The organism is [Leptolyngbya] sp. PCC 7376 (assembly GCF_000316605.1).
In the GTDB taxonomy this organism is placed as follows: Bacteria; Cyanobacteriota; Cyanobacteriia; order Cyanobacteriales; family MRBY01; genus MRBY01.
On record NC_019683.1, the window covers coordinates 3,107,975 to 3,125,536 of the forward strand.

Consider the following 17,562-nt stretch of genomic DNA (forward strand, 5'->3'; position numbering starts at 1 on the left):
GTGCCCTATCAAAAAGCGTTTTCATCTATCATTTGCCCATTATTCATTGAGCATCTACTATGCGTATCCGTCAGAAAACTCTGCTTCTCATTAGTACGCTGCTAGTCAGTCTCATCGCGGTGCTCTATGGTAGTCTCTCCGCAATTCTTGGCGGTAGTTTTGCAGAATTAGAAGAAAAAGATACGGAGCGCAATGTCCAACGAGTTAAGGAAGCACTCTACGAAGAAATTGAGCAGCTGAGTGTTTCTGTCTATGATTACGCGGCTTGGGATGATACTTACGATTATGTGATTGGCGAGAATCCTGAATATCCTGAGGTGAATTTGATTGAGGAGTCCTTTGCCGGTCTGAAAATTAATGCGATCGCCCTCTTGGATAACAACGCCAAAGTGATTTTTGGCACAGGATTTAATCGCGAATCAGAAGAGAAAACGGAATTACCACCAGGACTAAAAAATCAATTTACTAAAGGCAATCCCCTAGTCACTCATGCCAATGATGAGAGTGAAGTTACCGGGATTTTGATGCTCAAGGATAAAGCGATTTTGGTAGCATCACAGCCCATTTTAACTAGTGAAGGAACAGGCCCTGGTCGCGGAACATTTCTCCTCGGGCGCTTTCTTGATGGCGATCGCATTGAGGCTTTATCAACTCGAACCAAACTCGAACTTAAATTTTATCCCCTTGGGGCAGCCGCTCCTCTTGATGAAACTTTGACCACTATTACTGAGCGCCTGACAGCGTCTGATGATGGCATTGAAATTCGTCCTGTCGACGGTGACACCATTCATGGCTATGGTCTGATCCGAGATCTTAATGGGCAACCTGCCCTGTTACTTAAGGTGATTATTCCGAGAGATATCCATCAACAAGGCCAAAAAAGTCTTTTTTATCTCGTCGTATCCCTGAGTGGCGTTGGCATTATCTTTGGGGTTGTGATTTTGATTGTCCTCGAAAAATTCATTCTCAAACGGGTTACCAATCTCAGTGCTGAAGTCGAAACCATCGGCAGCCAAAACAATCTCGCCTTGCGAGTGAAAGAGTCAGGGAAAGATGAGATTAGTGCTCTAGCAAGCAGCATCAATATCATGTTGGAGCAAATTGAAGTTGGTGCTAAACAGTTGGCAGTCGAGCAAGAAAAAGCCGAAAGATTACTGCTCAATATTTTGCCGGAACCAATCGCCGAACAACTTAAACACAGTCAGGATGCGATCGCCGAACATTTTGATGAAGTGACGATCCTCTTTGCTGACATTGTTGGTTTTACGCCGTTATCTGCAAAGCTTGGCCCGATTGAATTGGTAAATCTTCTGAATCGTGTCTTCTCAACTTTTGATCACTATGCAGAGCGACTCGGCCTCGAAAAAATCAAAACCATTGGTGATGCCTATATGGTGGCAGCTGGTCTACCTCTACCCCGACGAGATCATGCCGAGGCGATCGCCGAAATGGCTTTAGCGATGCAGCAGGCTGTAACCGAACTTCAAAATGAACTCAATGAAGACGTCAAAATCCGGATTGGTATCAATACAGGCGTTGTCGTTGCAGGTGTAATCGGCACCAGAAAATTCATTTATGACCTCTGGGGAGATTCTGTGAATGTAGCTAGCCGTATGGAGTCTTCTGGCGAACCTGGTAGCATTCAAGTCACCGCTTCAACCTATGAGCTACTCCGCAAAAAATATGTTCTCAAGCACCGTGGTCAAGTGAAGGTGAAGGGGAAAGGCGAAATGGATACCTATTGGCTTCTCGGCCGCAAACGCCAAACAAAGGCAAGAGTGCGTGTGAAAGCTGGTCTAGCTGCAACTCGCCGTTAATAATTTATTTTGTAATTGTTTTATCTGGGACTAACAGACAGCCTATGTATTCTGTAAGCTTGCCATTAGTCAAACTGTCAGATAAACAAGCTTTCAGTTCTTGTGAGCTTTCGTATAATCGGACGATGTCATATCCGGGTTACCCTCTATGCGAGTTAGCCTGCAAAAGTGCTGATATTGACGATATAAGTGTTTCTAACGTAGATATTTTTGGTTGTCTATGTGAACTACGCAAGATTCTTGAAGAGAAAGATTTGTCAATTGCCTGTTATGGAGCTCGCGTTGACTCATATTCATTCGGCTTATCACGAAATATGGCTGGAGGCGCAAAACTCTACTTATTAAAAACAGGAAAAGTCAATGAACTGAGCGATTTACATTGGATCTTTGAAGAAACAGATTCTAAATTTTTAGGCACTCTTAGTGAACAATTTGCCTATTACAAAAGTTGGCTCAAAGAGATTTATTACAGTGTCTAACCAATTATCTGGCAAGGAAAAAATGTGGCTTTTCATTTTGCACCTTCACTTCAACGCGTGAACCTACAGGTACCATCGTTTGAATTCCTGTGCGGGCATGAAGATATTTGCCAGAGTCTGTCTGAAGACAATAGCGATATTCTCGCCCTAAAAACTGTCGTTCTCTAACCACAACTGGCGCTTCTTCGTGAGGAATTAAGTCCAGTTCCTCTTCTCGTACCATTAATTCGCCTTCTGCATCATTTGTGTGAGGTACAACTGCTGCAACTCGAAACTTTCCAATTTCTGTTTCCCAAGTATCGCCGCAAATTTTAGCTGGCAGAAAATTCGCTTGGGTAACAAACTCTGCAACAAAACGAGAACTCGGTCGCGTATAAATTTCTTCGGGGGTACCTAACTGCTCCATCTTTCCGGCACGCATCACAGCAATGCGGTCTGAGATAGCAAGGGCTTCTTCTTGATCATGGGTCACGAAAATCGCAGAGATTCCTGAGGCTTTAATAATTTGGCGAATTTCCTGGCGCAGGTGATGGCGCACTTGAACGTCAAGATTACTTAATGGCTCATCTAGCAGAATTAAAGCGGGTCGTGGGGCGAGGGCACGAGCCAAGGCAATACGTTGCTGCTGGCCGCCAGAAAGCTCGTGGGGATATCGCTTTTCTAAACCGGCAAGGCCAACCAACGCTAACGTTTCTTCAATGCGTTGCTTGATGGCGGGTTTTGATAATTTTTGATGGCGGTGGCGGAGGCCAAAGGCAATATTATCGGCAATGTTGAAGTGAGGGAAAAGGGCATAATCCTGAAATACCATGCCTGTGTTGCGTCGTTCGGGGGGGGTATTACAGTCTGGAGCACTCACAATCTGGTTGTTTAGAGCGATATGTCCTTCTGTTGGTGTTTCAAAACCTGCAATGAGTCTGAGTAATGTTGTTTTGCCACAACCGGATGGCCCTAATAAACCGAGAATCTCCCCTTGTTGAAGTCTGAAGTTGATGTGACTGAGAGCAGGTGTCTGATTTGTCGCAAAAACTTTGCAAAGGTCTTCAATCTGTAGGATGGAAGCTTGATTCATAGTCAAGGGCTTATAGGCTACTGAGAGGTTAGGCTGCGTACGCTTGCTGGAATACTTGCGGATAGATTAATACAAATATTTCGCAATAGGCGGATCATAACACAAGCTTACCCGAGATGAAGAGAGTAGGCCGTTTACTTTTTGATTTTTTGTAACCTGGCTGGGTTGCTTTAGCTTGCTTGAGTTGGGTCGGCGATCGCTATTTCGAAAGTCTCTTACGCAAAAATTACGCGGTAAGCTAGGAGGGTAAAATAGAGAATGAAAGTGATAACGAACATTAATGAATCTACCTAAAAATCTTGAGGCACATGAGAGCGGGAATTTGGTCTGGAGTATTGCTGAGGCGGCAGATGATCGCAAAGCTGAGAATATTGTGCTGCTGCAGGTGAATGAAGTATCGTATCTCGCAGATTTTTTCGTAGTGGCGACAGGTTTCTCTCGGACTCAGGTCCGGGCGATCGCCGACTCTATTGAAGACAAACTAGAAAAAGAATTTGACAAAACTCCCCTGAGAACAGAAGGTCGCAAAGATGGCACCTGGATTTTGCAAGATTATGGTGAAGTGATTGTTCATGTCTTTTTGCCCCAGGAGCGCGAATTCTATAACCTTGAAGCTTTTTGGGGTCACGCTGAACGAATTGAATATCAGCCAGCCCTCTCCTAATTGTTTGTAACAGAATATGTTCTAACAACTCATTTGTATTAGGATTTTCTCAGCTATCTAAAAAACTCGAAAAACAATAAAGGTAAAGCGTTCTCTGATATCAGGGGACGTTTTTTTTGATGAAATTCTGTTTATAAAACTTGATGATCTCGAATCTGCTGCATCTCTGTCTTTAGATAGAGATCATTCTTCATGTAGTGAAAATCAGGTGCTTTTGATACAAACAGCATAAGTTTGCAGAAGTATGCTCTCTATTAGAGTAATTTACATAACAAGAACTTTGATGAACTTTTTTGGCGATCGCCATCATTTATACAATTTAATATTTTTTTAAGATATAGTATTAGAGTCAGTAAAAAGCAAAAAATAACCAGTCAAGTAAGACCTTTGTCTTACCAGTGACTTTCACCGTCACAAGGCACTTCATCGGGAGTGGAGACAGTTCATGGATGTTCAGCAATTGTTAAGGGCTTACGAGCATGGCGAGAGAGATTTTGCTGGCGTTAATCTACAAGGCGAAGACCTTAGTGGTGAGACTCTCGTTGCTGTTGATTTCCGAGGTGCAAACCTTGTTGGCGTAAACTTCCAGCGAACTTTTTTGATTCGAGCGAATCTTTCTGGTGCCTTGATGAATTGGGCGAATTTGTCCCATGCGAAGCTAAATGATGCGAAATTTGCTGATGCAGATCTGACAAAGGCAAATCTGCAAGGCGCATTTATGGTAAATACCAAATTTCCAAGAGGAAGATTGTGTGGAGCCAAGCTGAACTATGCTAATTCGCGTGGTGCAAACTTCTGGGGAGCCAATCTTTGCGGCAGCGATCTTGTTGGCATTAATCTGCGTCAATCAAATCTCAATGGCGCAAATATGAAGTGGACAAATTGTAAAGAAGCTCGCTTTAGCCATGCCAAGCTTTATGGGGCGTCGCTGCAAGATTCTGATTTTAGTGCTGCTTTTTTGCGAGATGTGAATTTTGAAGGGATGGATTTAGAGGGGTTGAATTTTTCGGCCGCAACCATCCAAGGTTCAAGCTTTATTAATGCAAATTTGCGCTATTGCAATTTTAGCAATGTCCATATGTGCCAGTCCTATCTGAATCAGGCCGATTTGCGGCACGCGAATTTTTCTGATGCAAAGCTAGAGGATGTTGAGCTCGACGGAACTTTAATGGAGCATGCAAACTTCGCTAATACAGATTTTTATGTACCTTCCTAGGGATTGAACTTCAGTTTGGGATTGCTCATAAATCGTGTAGGGAAAGAGACAATCATCTGCTAATAAAGGGTTTTACAATGATTGAAGTGACCCTGATTGTGCTGCAATACTTATGAGCGATCGCCTCTTTTTTCATCTTGCTATTCCGATTAATGACACAGAGAAAGCAAAGACATTTTATGCGGAGGCTTTGGGGAGTGTTGTCGGACGAGAAAATAAAAGCGCTGTCATTCTCAATTTTTACGGCCATCAGCTTGTTGCTCACGTCACACAGGAACCGTTGACGCCCCAAAAAGGTATTTATCCTCGGCATTTTGGCATCACTTTTTTAGACGAAGAGGATTGGCAGACAACCTTAGAACGAGCCGAAAAACATAAACTGATTTTTCGCGATCGCCCGCGTTTGAGATTTGAAGGGAAGCTCACAGAACATCGTACTTTTTTCCTGGAAGATCCCTTTTTCAATCTCCTTGAATTCAAATGGTATCGTCATCAGGAAGCAATTTTTGGTGGGCAGGAAGTGGCAGAAGTTGGCGATCGCTAGTGGTCTAATCACCTTATGATTTGAGGCGCTTGCGTGTGGGATTGAATTTTTTACTCGTTACTAAAGTTGTCAAAAGAATGCCCAAGACCAATCCTAGGAAATGGCTATAAAAACTAACATTTGTTGAGCTTAAATCAATCGCAAATTGTAGAATGATAATTCCTGAAATGAGGCGAAATTGTCGCAATGCTGATTTTGATTTTTCTTGCTGCCAACCTTGAAATAAGATGACGGCGATCGCCCCAATCATTCCCATAATTGAGCCAGAAGCCCCAACCCATAGGCGATAGGTTGAACGAATTTCATCCGTGAGGAATAGGAGCCAGCGAGGGAATCCTGAAAAATCCAACCCTTGTGCGAAGAATACTAATCCCAATAACATCAGCATCGCTCCCACTCCACTAGCAATATAAATAAAGAGGTAGCGTGTTTTTCCGAGGTTTCTCTCGACAAATCCTCCTAACAAATAAAGGGTCAAAATATTAGTGAGTAAATGACCCCAATCGATATGAATAAATGTGGCTGTGATAATCCGCCACCATTCGCCATTAATTACTTCTGATGGGACAAAGCCAGCGAGATCGAGTAATGCGCCTCTGTTGACTTTGAAATTAAGGACAATCCCCGAAATAAAAACAGCAATATTCACAAAAACAAGGAATAAGTTAATCGAAAATCCTTGTTTATAAATTGGGCGACGTTCTAAAAGCTCTTGATAGGATCTGTCAATGTTCGCCTGATTGATATTGCGGGTCAGCTCTGCAATTAAGGGATAGGATTCTGGCTTTAAAAGTTTTTCGGCAGGTTGAGGTGGATGTTTAAGGCGGAAGGCGATCGCCTGTTCAAAGTCCGTTGCAGCAGGATTTTCGACTAAGGCTTTCAGTTGTTTATCTGCAATACGTCTTTCCCCAGCGCCATACCAAGCGATCGCCCGCCAAAATTCTTGAATTTCCGATGGATAAATGGCGAGACAACCGGACAATAATTTTTCGACGAGTTTAACTTCGCCGCAAAATGCTGCTGCAAATAATTGCACGAGATAATAGTTGGTACGATCGCCACCTTGTGACAATGCTTTTTCAAAGGGTTTGAGTTGGAGTAAAAGCTCGTGAAGGTGGCCTGTTTCCCCTAAAGCACGGCAGTAATACATCGCCATCAGCGGGTCATGACTTTGCCGAGGTTTTGTTTGCAACCATTGCAATAAACCAGACCAATCGTATTGCATCACATAGACAGTGGCGATCGCCTGCTGTGCAACGTAACCAGGGCTCTTGTCATATTTTGCTAAAAGGGCTTGCGAGCCAGCAATATCTCCCTGCTTTGCCAACATCAAACATTGGATGATTTTTGGTTGATCCCACCAGTCATCAAAAGGATGCAGATACCGTAAACCAAAGGATAGGTAATAAGCCTTCTGATAGTCTTTCCGATAAATTAATCCTTGAATCTTTCTGATACCAAGGGATGGAATGACGATTAAAAGTGACCAAGTTGCCAACCCGACAAACACCGCCAGCCGCATCGATAGGATATTTGTTCCCCATGTCACCAACAGCACAATAATTGCTTTGTAGAGCCATCCTTTTGGTCGTGGAGCCGGTAATCGCAGCGTCCGAAAAATCAATAAACCGCAGGATAGAGAAATGCAATAAAACAGTAAAAAATACCAGTTCAGGAACGCCATAAAATCCGATTTTTTGGGCAAAGGAGCGAGCAAAGCTATCTGTTATCTTAAGTGAATATATTTTGTGACTGATTAAACGAACCTGAATTTAAACGATGAAAAACCTGTTGCGTTCTACCTGTTGTCTGCTTGCTATATCTTTATTTAGCTGTACAACGCTTCAACCTCCTGCCCAGGACACAGATGCGACGCAATCCACTGCTGACACTGAAACCACTGCTGTAGAGCCTCTCATCGCTGGTGCCATTCCTGACCAAGACCCCGAAAAATTACAACGTCTCTATGGATTGCTTGCGGATTATCTCAGCGAAACTCTAGAGGTTCCTGTCGAATATAAGCCTGTGACAGATTACCGGGCAGCAGTGACCGCGTTTAAAGTGGGTGACCTCGATTTAGTTTGGTTTGGTGGCCTAACGGGTGTTCAGGCTCGCTTGCAAGTAGATGGTGCCCAGGCGATCGCCCAACGGAATATTGACACAGAGTTCCATTCTGTATTGATTGCTAACGTAAATAGTGGTTTAGATGGATTGGCAAGTGCTGAGGAACTCACCCAACTCAAAGGCAAAACATTGACCTTCGGTAGTGAATCCTCTACGTCGGGTCGTTTGATGCCCCAATATTTCCTAGAGCAAGCAGGGGTAAACCTCGAAGATTTTCAGGGAGAAGTTGGCTTTTCTGGTTCCCATGACGTGACAATCCAACTTGTCGAAGCAGGCACCTATGATGTGGGCATGTTGAGCGAAGAGGTTTGGGAAAGTCGCCTTGAAGCTGGCGAATTCGATACCAATAAAGTTAAAGAAATCTGGCGCACACCTGCATATTTCAACTACCACTGGGTTATTTCCCCCGCAGTGGATGAACGTTATGGCGAAGGCTTCAGCGAAAAAGTACAGGCTGCATTATTCGCCCTTGATCCTAAAAATCCTGACCATGCAGAAATTCTTGATTTATTTAGTGCGGAATCCTTTATTCCAACCACCAATGAGAATTACATCGGTATCGAAACCGTTGGTCGTAAAATCGGCAAAGTTCAATAGGTCATTTAGATTGGCGCTCCATCTTTTGAAAACCCACTTGTTTTTTCACAGTGTAGATGGGGCGCTGCTTTACTTCGTCGTAAATGCGGCCAACATATTCGCCCAAAATGCCAAGGCAAATGAGCTGTACTGCCCCGAGGAAAAAGATGGCGATCGTAATCATCGTGTAGCCAATTAACTGGTTCGGAGCATCTGTCAGTCGCCAAAATAGCACCAACACCATCATGATCATCGCGATGACAGCTGTCGTTAGGCCAAGATAAGTTGCCATTTTTAACGGCTTTCTGGAGAGAGAAATAATCCCGTCAATGGCGAGGCTAAGGGATTTGCGGAACGTGTATTTAACTTCTCCAGCAAAACGCGGATCTCGATGGAATTTAACAGATGTTTGCGGGAAACCCACCCAAGCCCGTAAGCCACGGATATAACGGTTACGTTCCGGCATAGAATTGATAATATTGACGACCTCGCGAGACATTAAACAAAAATCACCCGTATCTGTCGGAATTGCAACATCAGTAAAGCGATTTAGAATGCGATAAAAACCGAAGGCCATTAACTTTTTAAACCAATTTTCTTGGCTTCGGCTAATACGTTGAGCATAGACAACATGGTAACCCTGACGCCACTGCCCGATTAGTTCTGAGATTAATTCGGGTGGATCCTGCAAGTCAGAGTCCATAATGATTACTGCATCTCCTTGAGCATAATTCAAGCCTGCGGTTACAGCGATCTGATGACCAAAGTTTCGTGCCAGACTAACGTAGTGAATCCGAGGGTCTTTTTGATTTAATTCATCGAGGATTTTAAGAGAACTATCTTTGCTCCCGTCATCAACAAAAATAACTTCTGCTTTACTATCTAGTTGTTCGAAAACCTGTGCCAGTCTTTTGTAGAGTTCATGAAGATTTTCTTCTTCATTAAAGACGGGAATTACAACGGAATATGTTGCATTAAAAGTCATAAGAAAAGCGATGATTTGAGACAGTCTTTAGGCGATCGCCTGATGTAATGTTTGTGTAGAGATTGCATTAGTGAGCACAGTCTACCGTGAAATGTGACGGCACTTATCGGTATGAGAAACAGATATTAGGCAATAAAAAAGACGCTCCAGAGAACGTCTTAGTTGGTTCTTCCGATTTGCTTGGAGGACGACTTGGTCTAAAGTTTGGCGATCGCCGCAATAATATCGCTAGGTTCAGCTCGTTTCGTATAGTCTTCGTCGACAAAAGCATAACGGATAATGCCAGTGGAATCGATAACATAGGTGGCTGGCATAGGTAGCTCATATTTTTCATTGCCATTGTGGGTGGCCACATCAATGCCAAACCCTTTGTAAATGGGCCGCAAAGCTTCTGAAAGCTCAAAGACTAAACCGAGTTTTTTCGCGACAACATTATCGACATCACTGAGCACAGGAAACTCTAATTCATTTTTCTCTTGGGTGGACAAAGAGTTATCCGGAGTTTCTGGGGAAATAGCGACGAGCTGTGCGCCACGCTTCTGAAATTCAGGTAGAGCTTGCTGGAGAGCTCGTAATTCGAGGTTGCAGTAGGGACACCAACCACCACGATAAAAGTTAATTACGACTGACCCAGATTGTAAAAGCTCACTGAGTTTGACTGTTTTCCCCGTAGCGTCGGGTAATTTGAAATCAGGAATGCGATCGCCCACTTTGAGAGCTTTCTCTACAAGATGCTGGGCTCGTAGCTCGGCTGTTTTTTCTGCCATTAATGCCTGAACCTCTTCGGGGACATTGGCACGAAAAGATTCCATGAATTGGCTGATTTGGTCTTGTAAGGAGTCCAGGGCGATCGCAGACATAAAAAGCTTCTCCTATATTTGACTTTATGGTCAAAAATAATTCAATAAAAATGCGGGATTTACTTCCCACACTTTGAATTATGGAATATTTGGACTGGATGGTCAAGAATGAGGTCTGTACGGAAAACCGTATTCGATTACTCGAAGGATTCTGCCCAAGTTTTTGCCCAATTGAGAGTCGCGTGAACTTCTTCGATGGTTGGAGCCTCACAGTAAAGTCTGAGAACAGGCTCCGTGCCGCTAAAGCGAATTAATAACCAACTTTGGTCGGCGAGGCGAAATTTATAACCATCTTTTGTGTCGCAATTTTCGACAGTTTTTCCGGCAATGTTTGTGGGTGTGTTGTCTTTAAGTTCACTTAGGAGGCGATCGCGAATCGAAAAATCTTTTAGGTGCAGATCGATGCGGTCATATACCGACGAAAACCCAACTTGATCTAAGAGTCCTTGGTAAATATCGCCCAAGTCTTTACCAGAGGTGGCGATCGCCTCTAGGACATAGAGAGCTGCCAAAAGTGCATCCCGCTCAGGAATATGATGACCATAGCCAATGCCACCAGATTCTTCACCACCGAGGAGGACCTTTTCACTCAGCATTCGCTCAGCAATATATTTATAGCCAATGGGGGTTTCAAAGAGTGGTAGCCCAAAGCTTTTGCTGAGTAATGGAATTAGGTCTGAGCCACTCACTGTTTTAACGACTTCACCGCCATAGCCGCGATTTTGGGATAGATGGGCAAGGAGAACCGGAATAAGTTTTTGGGAGCTGAGAAAATTGCCATTGCTGTCCATTGCCGCGATGCGATCACTATCTCCATCAAAAACAAAACCCACTTGGATAGCATCAGGGTTGTTGGCTTTCGCAGCACGAATCACACGTTTGAGTTGGGATAAATTTTTCTCTAGAGGTTCTGGGGCACGTCCACCAAACAATGGATCGGGGTCGCAATGGACTTCTTGAATTGTGCCGTTTAAGAGCTGGGTTAAACCACCAGACGCTGCGCCATACATAACGTCCGCAAAGACCTCTAATTCACCTGCGGCGATCGCCTCCCGAATTGGTTCAATATCCACCAACTTTTGTAAGCCTTCACAGTAATCTGCCCAAGGGTCGAAATAATCGAGAGAGGCATTTGTCGCATTGCTCGGCGTGATACCTGCATCTAATTTCGCTTCGATCTGCTCGGTAATATCTCCGGAGACGGAGCCACCAAATGCTCCTTTCACTTTTAAGCCTAAATATCCAGCAGGATTGTGGCTTGCGGTTAAGGCGATCGCTCCTAATGCTTTCTGATGGTGAGCCGCAAAACTGAGGGCTGGCGTTGGAGAAAAACAGTTTGCTAGCTGCACTGTAAACCCTTCCCCTTGGATTGCCTCAGCGGCAGCCAACGCAAATTCATCTGCGAGGAAACGGCGGTCATAACCTACGATTACCGTATTCGAGGTTGCCTGGTCTGAGTAATTTTCTTTCAGGACATAAGCTGCGGCGATCGCCACACGCTGTACCCGTTCAAACGTGAAGTCTGCCGCAATAATCCCGCGCCAACCATCTGTTCCAAATTTAATTGGTTTCTTACTCGGAATAGACATTACGCTCGCGGCTCCTAATAAACAAATCTGAAAATCTGCCCCAAGGATGCCAAAGGTTGATTCAGATTGTCAATTTACTGTAGAGCAATGATAATTTAAACTTCTCTTGAAAGCAGCTTAAAATAGAAGATCTGGTTAGATCTTTTGGGGATTTCCATGCAATATCAAGTTGAGATAAAGTACCAATATTAAGCTCACCTTAAGTGATGATAATTTTTGCCTGAAAGCTAACGCTAATCAATAAATCGTTAAATAGATTTATGAGAAATCTAGTCAAAATAAAGCTTTTGGTGCAATGATTCTAGCCAATATGTTGACTTTTTAACTGAAAATCAAAATTTAATAAAAAAAGAGATTTCCTTAAGTATTTTTACTGCTAACTGATTGGATTTGTTGTGAATAAGGGAATACTAAAGCGAGCCTATTTTGTGTGGCTCTGTCCAAAACCCCAAGGGATTCGATAAAGTATCTCTGAGGCACTACCATTTGTTTGCTTTATGTTTCTTAGCTCTCGTTTCTATCGGGTGTGGATTTGGGTTTGCTCTTCATTTATTCTGGTGCTGCCAACCCTTGGCTCAGCGCAAATCGTTCCGGATACAGACCCTGCGACTACCACCCAGACGAGAGTAACGCCAAATGATGCAGGCGATCGCCACACGATTGATGAAGGAATAATTTCCGGCGATGGCACAAATTTATTCCATCATTTCAGCCAATTTGATTTGCCAACAGGCGACACAGCTGTATTCGATCTACAAACTACCCCGGCGATCACCAATATTCTCAATCGAGTTTTGGGTGATAACCCCTCCGAAATTAATGGAGCGCTTGAAATTCTCGGTGGTAATAATCCCAATCTATTTTTAATTAATCCCGCAGGCGTTGTTTTTGGGCAAAACGCTAGCCTAAATATCCCCGGCGATTTCACCGCGACAACTGCTGATGCAGTTCAATTTGAAGACGCTAGTTGGCTTGAAACAAGTGCAGCATCGGACTATAGCGACTTTAATGGTTTACCCACTGGTTTTGATTTTCTCTCGGCAACAGGCGTCATTATTAATGGTGCAGACCTCGCTGTTGGAGATGGAAAAGCTTTAAATTTTCTAGCGAGTGGCATCGTCAATACAGGCACGCTCAGCACAGGTGAATTGAATGCTCCAGGCGGAGCGATTACCCTAACAGCTCTTCCAGAAACAGGTACGGTCAAACTGTCCCAAGCCGGTAGTTTACTGAATTTAGAATTCATGCCCGATCAGATGATGGGCTCTGTAACTCCCCTTGATTTTGCGGAGTTGCTCACTGGCGATGATCTTGATCTAGATCCCATTGAGTTTGCCCTTGGACTAACGATTGAGAATGGGATCCTCCAAACAAATTCTGGGATTTCGTTGCCACAAACCTCTGGTCTTTTATTTTCTGACAATGAAATTAATGCAGGGGTTGGCGATGTGGCGATCGCCGGATCACAGGTTGGAATTAATGGCTTTACGACAGGCGATACCCTCAATATCAATGCCGATGATTCATTTGTGCTTTTATCTTCTGGCAATATCGATTTTGATAATGGAGAGGTGACGATCACCGCGCCACAAGCTGGGATTTATGGTGATATTGCTGCTGTTAAATTAACCTTAGACACGACCACTGGTATTGAAATCGCTGCACCTTTAAACGTTGAGAACTGGGCGATATCTGTCGACGAAATTGAAATTGGCGAAACTCGAACGGCTCCGGTTCTTGATTTAACTGCACCTTTCGGAAATGATCTGACCACAGGATTTATAGATAGTTCTTCGCTAAAGGATTCCCTGATTACCAACAATGGTGCAATTCTCAGTAAAGTTGGTGATATTACCCTTAGCGCGAATCTTGTTACAGATGGGATTTCAGTCGGAAAACTAACTTTAGATTCGGCTCAAAATATAACGCTCGATGGGGCGATCGCCCCCAGCCTAAATCAAACAGGCCAATTAGCCCTCGACTTTACTTCAAATGGCGAATTAACAATTAATCAAGCCATCCAAACTGGAGGAGGTGATGCCACTTTTGAGTCGACTGCTAGCACCTCAGTGAACGCAGATATCGATGTAGGTACCGGACAACTTGTTTTTGTGTCTAACCTTAATATTGGTGATATTACTTTAGGTAGTGCAAGTACTGAAAAAGTTGATTTCCAAGGAACTATTGACGGAAATAGTAACCTCACTGTAAATGCTTCAGAAATAGATTTCAATCAAGCCGTTGGTGGGACGCTTAGCCTCAATAACATTACATTGAATGCCGATGAAATTGATATTAAGGACAATGTTTTTGCGATAGGCGAACTAAGTATTTCACCACAGACTAATAATCTTGCTATAACGCTCGGTTCCAATACTAATGATACCCGCTTAAATCTGTCTGCCTTGGAACTCAGTCATTTGCAAGATGGGTTTAGTCAGTTGAGTTTTACGGCACAGGATATTGATATTCTTGGCAACCTAACCTTTAGTGATGCCCTGCGTTTAGAAACAACTTCTGGAGCAATTCAATTTAATGATTTTGCATTGAATGCTCCAGAAATCAGTTTGGTTTCAGGAGTGGATTTAGTTTTAGGAAATATAGAAACAGACAATCTTACTCTCGAAACTTTTGGCAATATTACAGACACAAATCCTCTTACAATTTCAGGCTTATTAACGATTAATAATAGTGCAGATGTCACTTTTGATAATCTTGACAATGACTTTAATCAAGTCAATTTAGTACAAGCAACGAATGTTTCCATCCAAGATAAAAATCATTTGACTTTTACTGGAAGTGATATTTCTGGCAATTTACAGGCTTTTGCAACTTCTATCGAAGCCTCAGAATTTTTGCAAGCCGATGGCTCCATTGAATTTGAGACGACGGATACCATTACAGCTCGTGATCTGACTGCTGGCCAAAATATTACTCTCAGAAGTAATAACACCAATATTCAAACAGAAAACCTGACTGCGCTGAATGGCAATATTGATTTATTCGCTGCAAATAATATTCAGACTGGGAATATTAATGCCACAAATACGATTAATATACTTAGCCAAACTGGGACATTAGAAAGTCAAAATATTTCTAGTAGTGGCGGCAATGTTGAGATTATTACTGCAGATAATTTATCCGCTCAAACTCTGGCGATCGCCGGTGCTTTGGATGCCAGAAGTAATTTAGGTAATATCAGATTTAATGGAATAACAGTAGGTGGTGATGCTGATCTTTTTGCTGCGAATAATCTGAATGTAGCCAGCCTAAATATTGGAGGAAATCTAAATCTAGAAGGTGATTTAGGGACTGTAGATATTGGTGGTGTCACTGTTGCTAATCAAGCTACTATCTCTGCAAAAAATAATGTCAGTGCTGCAAATATTACAGCTCAAGATCTCACCATACAAAGTGAATCAGAATCCATTCAAACGGGTAGCATTACGACAACGAATGGCTCTGTGAATATTGGTGCTGAGAAAAATATTACAACCGACAATTTAGTCGCAGAAACGGATGTTAATTTAACGAGTCAAACTGAGGCGATCGCCACCGCAGACATCACAGCAAATAATGGTGCTGTTACCCTCCTTGCAGATACCAATCTCGATGTAGGTCAGATGACTAGCGATAACGGTCAAGTTTCTGCAACCGCTACTCGCGGCAACCTTACGACTGGAGACATCACAACAGAAGGTCAGGCGATCGCCCTCAATGCAGGCAATACAATCCAAGCCGGAAACCTCACGAGTAAATCAACTCTGGATAATGGTGGCGACATCACAGTGCAAGCCATTCAAGAGATCACCACAGGCAATATTGATAGCAGTTCAGTTGTGGGAGATGCAGGCAATGTTTCCATCGATCCCATTGGCGATATTGAGACAGGCTATATCAATGCAGAATCTTTATTCGGGCGTGCAGGTAATGTCGATATGACAGCAGGTCAACATATTCGACTCACCGAAACCTTTACTGCCGCAAGTGGCGATGACGCAAGTATTTCAACGATTGGTGGCACAGAAAATGGCGAAATCAATTTATCCCATGGCGGCGGTGAAGCTCAAAAATTCCAGGTGGGTGACAGCAGTATCAATGGTAGTGCAGGTGCTTTAGTACAGGGCGACATCACAATTCCAGAAGGGGCTGCATTCGAGGCAGAAATTGATACTGTTGATATTAAAGAATTCCGAGCCGAAGAATTTCCTCGCACACTACCCACCAGCAATGAGTTGCGAGCTGAAGGACTTTCTGTTGATTTCTTTAATGACATCACCATCGAAGATCTTGCCATTAGTGGCGAAGAGTTAGTGGATCTAGAGAGTCAATTGGCTGATGCTTACATCAAACGATTCAACCTAAAAGATCAAGGTAGTAGTCCTAGTGCAAAAGTAGATAAAACCCTTAAAACTATTCGAGATCAAACTAAGGCAGAGCCAGCCGTCGTTTATGCTTTTTTCCGACCTTCGTCAGAGGCCGATGAGCAGATCGAAGAAGAGGGAGATGTTGAATGGCGCTTTAAACCGAATGGTCGTTGGGATTTCCAGGATGAACCTTTAGGAAAAGGTAGTGATGTTTTGGAATTAGTGATGGTGACGGCGGATGGCACGAAAGTACGTAAACGAATTGGCGGTGCGACTCGTCAAGAAGTTGTCTTCCTGGCTAATCGATTTTTTAGCCATGTGACTAATCTCCGCCTCAAAAATGCCTATTTATATTCAGCGCGGGAATTGCACAAGATTTTAGTTGAACCTTTAGAGGCTGAGCTGGAAGCGGCAGGGGTTGATAATCTCACATATATTATGGATTCGGGTTTGCGGGTATTGCCTCTCGCCGCACTCCATGATGGGAAGCAGTTTCTTATCGAAAAATATAGTGTTGGTACGATGCCGAGTTTTGAGTTGACAGATACCCGATATGTGAATCTTCAAGGCAGTTCTGTCTTGGCGATGGGCTCATCAAAGTTTGAGGAAACCCTCGATTTACCAGCAGTACCTCTAGAGCTAAATCGAGTACGTGATCAAGTGGGCGAGGGGCAAATTTTTCTGAATGAGAATTTTACGGTTGAAAATCTTTTAGCTGCCCGCCGCGATAAGCCCCACAACATTGTGCACTTAGCGACCCACGGCGAATTTTTGCCGGGTAGTCTGGATAATTCTTATATTCAGTTTTGGGATGAACGACTAACCTTGGATGATTTGTCGAAGTTAGAACTGGGTAACCCTGTGGTGAATTTGTTGGTGCTCTCTGCTTGTCGTACTGCTCTGGGGAATCAGGATGCGGAATTAGGATTTGCTGGCTTGGCGATCGCCTCTGGTGCGAAATCAGTTTTGGGGAGTCTCTGGTATGTGAGTGATGAAGGGACGTTGGGATTGATGACAGAATTTTATAGCGCTCTGAAAACGGCACCGATTAAAGCCGATGCCCTACGAAAAGCTCAACTCGCGATGTTGCGGGGTGATATCACTTTTAAGAAGAGTACCTATAGTGTGACCCGCCGTGGTGACTTTAAACCTCGGCCATTGCCCCACGTTCCACCTGAATTAGCAGCTGTCAAGATTCGGGACTTCTCTCACCCCTATTACTGGAGTTCGTTTAATCTCGTCGGTAATCCTTGGTAAGAATCTCGTTGA

Annotated in this window: 12 protein-coding genes; 7 read left to right on the plus strand and 5 right to left on the minus strand. The window is 43.5% G+C overall.

Going from position 1 to position 17,562, the window contains the following annotated elements; all coding sequences use genetic code 11:
• Positions 1 to 59: 59 nt before the first annotated feature.
• Both LEPTO7376_RS13945 and LEPTO7376_RS13950 read left to right on the plus strand, forming a co-directional pair.
• Positions 60 to 1,817: an adenylate/guanylate cyclase domain-containing protein gene (locus LEPTO7376_RS13945; protein ID WP_015134813.1), complete on the plus strand. Its 1,758-nt coding sequence runs from the start codon at positions 60 to 62 to the stop codon at positions 1,815 to 1,817.
• A 125-nt stretch (positions 1,818 to 1,942) separates the two neighbouring features.
• Positions 1,943 to 2,296: a hypothetical protein gene (locus tag LEPTO7376_RS13950; RefSeq protein WP_041763624.1), complete on the plus strand. Its 354-nt coding sequence runs from the start codon at positions 1,943 to 1,945 to the stop codon at positions 2,294 to 2,296.
• Positions 2,297 to 2,300: 4 nt separating this feature from the next.
• Here the strand turns inward: LEPTO7376_RS13950 and LEPTO7376_RS13955 are convergent, their stop codons facing one another.
• Positions 2,301 to 3,368, minus strand: coding sequence for an ABC transporter ATP-binding protein (locus LEPTO7376_RS13955; RefSeq protein ID WP_015134815.1), 1,068 nt, complete (start codon positions 3,366 to 3,368; stop codon positions 2,301 to 2,303).
• A gap of 280 nt (positions 3,369 to 3,648) precedes the next feature.
• Here LEPTO7376_RS13955 and rsfS point away from each other — a divergent pair, with 280 nt between their 5' ends.
• The 3 genes from rsfS to LEPTO7376_RS13970 all read left to right on the plus strand — a co-directional run bounded on the left by rsfS (position 3,649) and on the right by LEPTO7376_RS13970 (position 5,792).
• Positions 3,649 to 4,032 carry a ribosome silencing factor gene (rsfS, locus tag LEPTO7376_RS13960; protein ID WP_015134816.1) on the plus strand — a complete coding sequence of 128 codons (384 nt, stop codon included), beginning with the start codon at positions 3,649 to 3,651 and terminating at the stop codon, positions 4,030 to 4,032.
• Between the two features lie 445 nt (positions 4,033 to 4,477).
• Positions 4,478 to 5,248 (plus strand): pentapeptide repeat-containing protein, encoded by a 771-nt coding sequence (locus tag LEPTO7376_RS13965; RefSeq protein ID WP_015134817.1) that lies wholly within the window; start codon positions 4,478 to 4,480, stop codon positions 5,246 to 5,248.
• Between the two features lie 112 nt (positions 5,249 to 5,360).
• The gene (locus LEPTO7376_RS13970; RefSeq protein WP_015134818.1) at positions 5,361 to 5,792 is read left to right on the plus strand and encodes a VOC family protein; all 432 of its coding nucleotides are present in this window, start codon (positions 5,361 to 5,363) and stop codon (positions 5,790 to 5,792) included.
• 13 nt (positions 5,793 to 5,805) lie between these two features.
• Here LEPTO7376_RS13970 and LEPTO7376_RS13975 read toward each other — a convergent pair whose 3' ends face one another.
• The gene (locus LEPTO7376_RS13975; RefSeq protein ID WP_015134819.1) at positions 5,806 to 7,476 is read right to left on the minus strand and encodes a rhomboid family intramembrane serine protease; all 1,671 of its coding nucleotides are present in this window, start codon (positions 7,474 to 7,476) and stop codon (positions 5,806 to 5,808) included.
• A gap of 95 nt (positions 7,477 to 7,571) precedes the next feature.
• On the opposite strand from LEPTO7376_RS13975, the gene LEPTO7376_RS13980 reads away from it, so the two are divergent.
• Positions 7,572 to 8,513 (plus strand): putative selenate ABC transporter substrate-binding protein, encoded by a 942-nt coding sequence (locus LEPTO7376_RS13980; RefSeq protein WP_015134820.1) that lies wholly within the window; start codon positions 7,572 to 7,574, stop codon positions 8,511 to 8,513.
• 1 nt (position 8,514) lies between these two features.
• Here the strand turns inward: LEPTO7376_RS13980 and LEPTO7376_RS13985 are convergent, their stop codons facing one another.
• The 3 genes from LEPTO7376_RS13985 to LEPTO7376_RS13995 form a co-directional block, all read right to left on the minus strand.
• Positions 8,515 to 9,477 carry a glycosyltransferase family 2 protein gene (locus LEPTO7376_RS13985; protein ID WP_015134821.1) on the minus strand — a complete coding sequence of 321 codons (963 nt, stop codon included), beginning with the start codon at positions 9,475 to 9,477 and terminating at the stop codon, positions 8,515 to 8,517.
• Between the two features lie 197 nt (positions 9,478 to 9,674).
• The gene (locus tag LEPTO7376_RS13990) at positions 9,675 to 10,337 is read right to left on the minus strand and encodes a peroxiredoxin-like family protein (protein WP_015134822.1); all 663 of its coding nucleotides are present in this window, start codon (positions 10,335 to 10,337) and stop codon (positions 9,675 to 9,677) included.
• 137 nt (positions 10,338 to 10,474) lie between these two features.
• Positions 10,475 to 11,926 (minus strand): phosphoglucomutase/phosphomannomutase family protein, encoded by a 1,452-nt coding sequence (locus tag LEPTO7376_RS13995; RefSeq protein ID WP_015134823.1) that lies wholly within the window; start codon positions 11,924 to 11,926, stop codon positions 10,475 to 10,477.
• A 497-nt stretch (positions 11,927 to 12,423) separates the two neighbouring features.
• On the opposite strand from LEPTO7376_RS13995, the gene LEPTO7376_RS23640 reads away from it, so the two are divergent.
• A complete protein-coding gene (locus LEPTO7376_RS23640; RefSeq protein WP_015134824.1) occupies positions 12,424 to 17,550 on the plus strand; it encodes a CHAT domain-containing protein in 5,127 nt (1,708 codons plus the stop codon).
• Positions 17,551 to 17,562 lie beyond the last annotated feature (12 nt).